Genomic DNA, 5,726 nt, shown 5'->3' with positions numbered 1-5,726 from the left:
GGCGAGAGCGCCCTGCTCTCGTCCAGGCAGAGCACGACGCCGACCGCGCCCGGCCAGTCGCGGGCGGCGGCGTCGGCGGGGGAGAGCCGCTCGACGCTCTCCTCGCCGGGCACGCCCAGCGCCGAGGCGACGACCAGCGTGCGCTCGGCCCCGGCCTGCACCAGCGCGGCGCCGAGTTCGCCCGGTCCCGCCCCGGGGCCGGTCAGCACGGCGGCCTTGGGGTGTGCGCGGCACACATGCACCGCGGTGCGGAGGTCGCGGCCGTGGGCGCTCACGACGACGGCGTCGTCCCACGGCAGCCCGGCCCGGGCGAAGGCGACGGCGACGGACGGCGCGGTCGGATGCACCTCCAGCGCCCCGGCCCCGAACCGTCCCGCCAACGCCCGGACGATTCCGAAGAATCCCGGGTCCCCGGAGGCCAGGACCACCACACGGGGCGCGCTGGCCTCGTCGTGCGCATCCCCGGCCCCGCCGCACGCCTCGCGCTCGCCCGGTACGGTGCCGGGCGGCTCGGCGGGGGGAGAGAAGCGCTCCTCGATCAGATCGAGAGCCGGCGCCAGCGGGCCCAGGACCACCCGGGAGACATGGGGAGGCAGTTCGGCCGCCTCCAGATGGCGGCGCGCGCCGACGACGAGCTCCGCCCCGGCGAGAGCCTCGTATGCCTGCGGGGAGAGAGCGGCGCCCGTGCCGGTGCCGATGACCGTGATGGCCGGTCCCACCGGGGCGGCCTTCCGCCGCGCCGCGCTCATGACTGCTACGCCCGACTCCCCGAGCTTCCTGCCGGAGCCCCGGCCGGACGCCTCGCCGGAGTCCCCGTCGTGCTCCGTCCGGGAGTCCAGCTCCCGGCCCCCGGGCCCCGGTCGGCCCGTCACGGCTGTGCCCCCTGCTCGCGCAGCGCCCGGCGGGAAGCCGGGTCGGCCCGGCGGAAGCCATGGAAGTGCCCCGGGTGGTAGAGATGCGAGCGGGTGCCCGAGGCGGACAGCGCCGGGCCCACCAGGAACAGCGTGTGCTTCCAGAGCTTGTGCTCCTTGACGGTGGCCTCCAGGGTGCCGATGGTGCAACGCCGCACCAACTCCTCCGGCCAGGTGGCCTGGTAGGCGATCACCACGGGGGTGTCGGCCGGGTAGCCGCCCTCCAGCAGTTCCTCGGCGAGCTGACCCGAACGGGCGGCCGACAGGAAGAGCGCCATCGTCGTGCCGTGCCGGGCGAACTCGCGCACCTCCTCGCCGGGCGGCATCGGTGTCTTGCCCCCACCGAGGCGGGTGAGGATCACCGACTGGGCGACCTCGGGAATGGTCAGTTCCCGCTGGGCTATGGCCGCGACGGCGGAGAACGCCGACACCCCGGGAACGATCTCGACCTCCAGACCCAGCTCCACACAGCGGTCCAGCTGCTCCTGCGTGCCGCCCCACAGGGCGGGGTCGCCGGAGTGGACCCGTGCCACCCGGAGCCCGTGCCGTACGGCCCGCTCATAGACGACGAGGACGTCCTCCAGGGACATGGTCGCCGAGTCCAGGATCTCCGCGTCGTCGCGGGCGTGCTCCAGCACCTCCTCCTGCACCAGGCTGGCCGCCCAGATCACGACATCCGCCTCCGCGATGGCACGAGCCGCGCGGAAGGTCAGCAGGTCGGCGGCGCCCGGACCGGCGCCGACGAAGGTCACCTTGCCGGTGGTCTCAGCGGCCATGGATGGAGTCCTCTCAAGTACAGGAACACAGGGGTGGAACGACGGGGGAGGGGCGGCGGCACGCCGGAGCCTCGGGTCTCGCGGCCGCCGGCGGGGATCTCAGAGCTTTCCGCCGCGCCCGCTGTCCCGCCTCGCGGGGGCGATCAGGGTGGAGAGATAGGGGAGCGGCGCCGCATCCAGCTCCGCGGCGGGACGTATCGACTCCCCGGGGAGCCCCAGAGCCGAACCCCAGACGGCGCCGTCCGTACGGCCCGTGGCACGCAGCGCGGACGCCACCTCGGCCGCCAGCCGCCCGAACTTGTATGCCACGACTGTCCCCGGCCCCTCCAGCGCGTCCTTGAGCACAGCGGACCCCGCGGTCACCGGGACGAGCGTCAGCGGTTCGGTGCCCTCGGTCAGCACCGCCCCGCTCCGCGCGGCGAGATCCTGCATCGCCGTGATGCCGGGCACGGTCTCGACGGCCAGCCCCGGCACCAGATCGCCCACCGTCTGGGCGAGATAGGTGAAGGTCGAGTAGACGTTGGGGTCGCCGATGGTGGCGAAGGCCACCGTGCCGTGCGCCCGCAGCAGTCCCGCCACCCGGTCGCCCGCCGCGTCCCACGCGGCCTCGCGACGGGCCCGGTCGCTGCGCTCGTTCAGTGCGAACACGACCCGGACCACCTTCGCCGGATCGGCATAGTGCAGCACGGTCGCCTCGGCGCGGCCCGTGCCCCCGTCCTCCATGACGGGGACGACGATGGCGTCGGCCTCCCGCAGGGCGTTCACACCCTTGACGGTCACCAGCTCCGGATCGCCGGGGCCCACACCGACCCCGATCAGCCGGGGCCCTTCTACAGGACGGGACATCTCGCACACCTCTCTACGAACCTTCGGGCCATGCCCGGCGTGCCGGCCCAGTGCACATGGACATACGAGGCGTGCACACCCCCGTGGACAAATCCTTCGAGACGACGCTCCGGGTGCGCGAGCCCCCACGCGGCCGCCGGCCCGGCGCCCGGATCGAGCACCGTGCGGTGGAACTCATGCCCGCGCAGCCGGGTCCCGGCAGGCGCCAGCACGCTGTCCGACACCGCCACCAGCTCGCGGTAGCCGAGGGTGAGCCGCTGAGACATCCGTGCCTCGGCGTCCAGCACCCCGCACATCGGGCTGCCGTCCAGCGACCGGGCCAGATACAGCAGCCCGGCACACTCCGCCGCCACGGGCGCCCCCGACGCGGCCAGCTCCGCCACGGCCTTGCGCAGCGGCTCGTTCGCCGACAACTCCGGCGCGTACACCTCCGGGAAGCCACCGCCGATCACCAACCCGGCTGTCCCCTCGGGGAGTCGCTCCTCCCGCAGGGGATCGACGGTGACCACCTCGGCCCCCGCGGCGGCCAGCAGCTCCCTGTGCTCCGCATAGGAGAAGGTGAACGCGGACCCGCCCGCGACGGCGACCACCGGCCTCTCCGGCAGCCGTCCCGTCTCCAGGACGCCCTCCGCGGGATCCCATGGCGGGACGGACAGCGCGGGAGCGGTACGGGCCAGCGCGAGCAGGGCATCGAGCTCGCATCCCTGCCGGATCCGCGCCGCCATGGCTCCCACCGCCTCCACGGCTTCGCCGCGCCGTTCGGCGACCGGGACCAGGCCCAGATGCCGGGACGGAGTGCCGATCTCGTCCGTCCGCCGCAGGACACCCAGCACCGGGACCCCCGAGGCGTCCAGCGCCTCCCGCAACAGCTGTTCGTGCCGGTCCGAGCCCACCTTGTTGAGGATCACCCCGCCGAGGCGCACCTCCGGATCCCAGGAGACGAAGCCGTGCACCAGCGCTGCCACCGACCGGGACTGGGAGGACGCGTCGACCACCAGCACCACCGGCGCACGCAGCAGCTTGGCGACATGGGCGGTCGACGCCAGCTCCCCCTGCCCGGCGGCCCCGTCGTACAGGCCCATCACGCCCTCGATCACGGCGAGTTCCGCACCCGCGGTACCGTGCAGGAAGAGCGGCGCGATCCGCTCCGGCCCGCACAGATACGCGTCCAGGTTGCGGCCCGGCCGTCCCGTGGCGAGCGCGTGGTAGCCCGGGTCGATGTAGTCCGGCCCGACCTTGTGCGAGGACACGGCGAGGCCGCGCTCCGCAAAGGCCGCCATCAGACCCGTCGCCACGGTCGTCTTGCCGCTGCCGGAAGCCGGTGCGGCGATGACCAGCCGGGGGACGGACGAGGCGGCGGAGGGCATCACCACTCGATGCCCTTCTGGCCCTTCTGCCCGGCATCCATGGGGTGCTTGACCTTGGACATGTCGGTGACCAGATCGGCTGCCTCGACCAGCTGCTCGGGAGCGTTACGCCCCGTGATGACGATGTGCTGAGTGCCCGGGCGGTCCCGCAGCACCGACACCACCTCGTCGGTGTCCACCCAGCCCCAGTGCATCGGATACGCGAACTCGTCCAGTACGTACAGCCGGTATGTCTCCGCCGCCAGATCGCGCTTGACCTGCTCCCAGCCCTCCCTCGCGGCCTCCTCGCTCGACTCGATGTCGCGCTGGACCCACGACCAGCCCTCGCCCATCTTGTGCCATGCGACGGTCCCCCCTTCGCCCGAGTCACCGAGGACGCGCAGTGCGCGCTCCTCGCCGACCCGCCACTTCGCGGACTTTACAAACTGGAATACACCGACCGGCCAGCTTTGGTTCCATGCCCGCAACGCCAGCCCGAAGGCCGCCGTGGACTTCCCCTTGCCGACGCCCGTGTGCACGACGACCAGCGGCCGGTTCCGGCGCTGGCGTGTCGTCAGCCCGTCGTCCGGTACGGCACTCGGCTTACCCTGTGGCATTACGCGGCCCTCCGTGTTCCCGGCGTTCCCTGTACATCCCGGACGAGGGCGGCCATGCTCTCCGCCCGCAGCTCGTCCAACGTCACGGCCGTTCCGCCCAGATCGCGGGCCAGCGCTCCCGCCAGCCCCAGCCGCACCGGGCCGGACTCGCAGTCCACGACCACCGAGGCCGTACCCTCCGAGGCCAGCAGCCGGGCGGCGCGGGAGGCCAGAGCCACCGGCTCGCCCTGCTGCCCCGCGCCGGCACCACCTGCGGCACCGCCGGCGCCGGCCCTTCCGGCAGCGCCGGCCCCGGGTGCCGCGCGGCGCCCGGCACGGGACGCCGTGGCCCGGCCGTCCGTCACCACGACCAGCAGGGGGCGGCGCGACGGATCCCGCAGCCGCTCCACCCGCAGAGCCTCATGAGCCTTCAGCAACCCCGCCGCCAGGGGCGTACGCCCGCCGGTCGGCAGGGACTCCAGCCGTGCCGCGCCCGCCTCCACGGACGAGGTCGGCGGCAGCGCCAGCTCGGCGTCCGTTCCCCGGAACGTCACCAGCCCGACCTTGTCCCGGCGCTGATACGCGTCCAGCAGCAGGGACAGCACCGCGCCCTTGACCGCGCCCATCCGCTGCCGTGCCGCCATCGAGCCGGAGGCGTCCACCACGAACAGCACGAGGTTGCCCTCCCGCCCTTCGCGCACGGCCTGCCGCAGATCGTCCCGTCGCACGACCAGCCCGGGCCCGCGGCGCCCGCGCGCGTGCTGGTACGGAGCGGCCGCCTGCACCGTGGCCGCCAAGTGCAGCTTGGTCAGCGCACCCTGGGGCCGTCGCGCCCCCGTGGTGCGCCCATGCGCCGTACGGGCGCGCGAGCGCCGGCCGGCCGCGCCCTCGCCCAGCCCCGGCACGCTCAGCATCTTCGTCCGGAACGGCTCCGCCGCGCCGACGGCCCCCTGCTCACCGCCGGAGCCACCGGGCCCGCCGTCCTCCTGCGACGGGGACTCGGAACGCGACTCGGACGGCGACTCCGACGCCGGCTCGGACGGCGGCTCCGCGCCCGACGGCGCATCCGATGAGTTCTCTGCCTCGGGCCCGGAGGGCTCGGGCCCCTCACCCTCCGACGGCTCCCGGGAAGCCTCGGAACCCTGCGGCCCGGACGACTCCGGCCCGTCCGACGGTGGCTGACCGCCACCCCCCGGACCGTCCGGATCCGGCTCGTCGTCCCCGCCGCCGAACTCCTCCAGCGTCCGGTCC

Annotated in this window: 6 protein-coding genes; all 6 read right to left on the bottom strand. The window is 74.2% G+C overall.

Annotated features, from left to right (window positions below; all coding sequences use genetic code 11):
* On the bottom strand, positions 1 to 749 hold a 749-nt coding region (gene cbiE, locus ACTWQE_RS33430), incomplete at its 3' end, for a precorrin-6y C5,15-methyltransferase (decarboxylating) subunit CbiE (protein ID WP_443332853.1).
* A 119-nt stretch (positions 750 to 868) separates the two neighbouring features.
* Positions 869 to 1,687, bottom strand: a complete 819-nt coding sequence (cobM, locus tag ACTWQE_RS33425) for a precorrin-4 C(11)-methyltransferase (RefSeq protein WP_443332851.1) — start codon at positions 1,685 to 1,687, stop codon at positions 869 to 871.
* A gap of 99 nt (positions 1,688 to 1,786) precedes the next feature.
* Complete coding sequence (cobI, locus tag ACTWQE_RS33420) at positions 1,787 to 2,533, bottom strand: precorrin-2 C(20)-methyltransferase (protein ID WP_443332850.1); 747 nt, start codon at positions 2,531 to 2,533, stop codon at positions 1,787 to 1,789.
* On the bottom strand, positions 2,518 to 3,900 hold the full coding sequence (locus ACTWQE_RS33415; RefSeq protein WP_443332852.1) for a cobyrinate a,c-diamide synthase: 1,383 nt from the start codon (positions 3,898 to 3,900) through the stop codon (positions 2,518 to 2,520). Before ACTWQE_RS33415 ends, cobI begins: the two co-directional genes overlap by 16 nt.
* Entirely contained in the window at positions 3,900 to 4,496 is a 597-nt protein-coding gene (gene cobO / locus ACTWQE_RS33410) for a cob(I)yrinic acid a,c-diamide adenosyltransferase (protein WP_443332849.1), read from the bottom strand. Before cobO ends, ACTWQE_RS33415 begins: the two co-directional genes overlap by 1 nt.
* The coding region (locus ACTWQE_RS33405) for a VWA domain-containing protein (protein ID WP_443332848.1) at positions 4,496 to 5,726 on the bottom strand (1,231 nt) is incomplete at its 5' end. The genes cobO and ACTWQE_RS33405, both read right to left, overlap by 1 nt.

Source organism: Streptomyces sp. 8N706 (genome assembly GCF_052245415.1).
Lineage (GTDB): Bacteria > Actinomycetota > Actinomycetes > Streptomycetales > Streptomycetaceae > Streptomyces.
The sequence above is the reverse complement of the archived record's forward strand: the minus strand, read 5'-3'. Positions and strand labels throughout refer to the sequence as shown.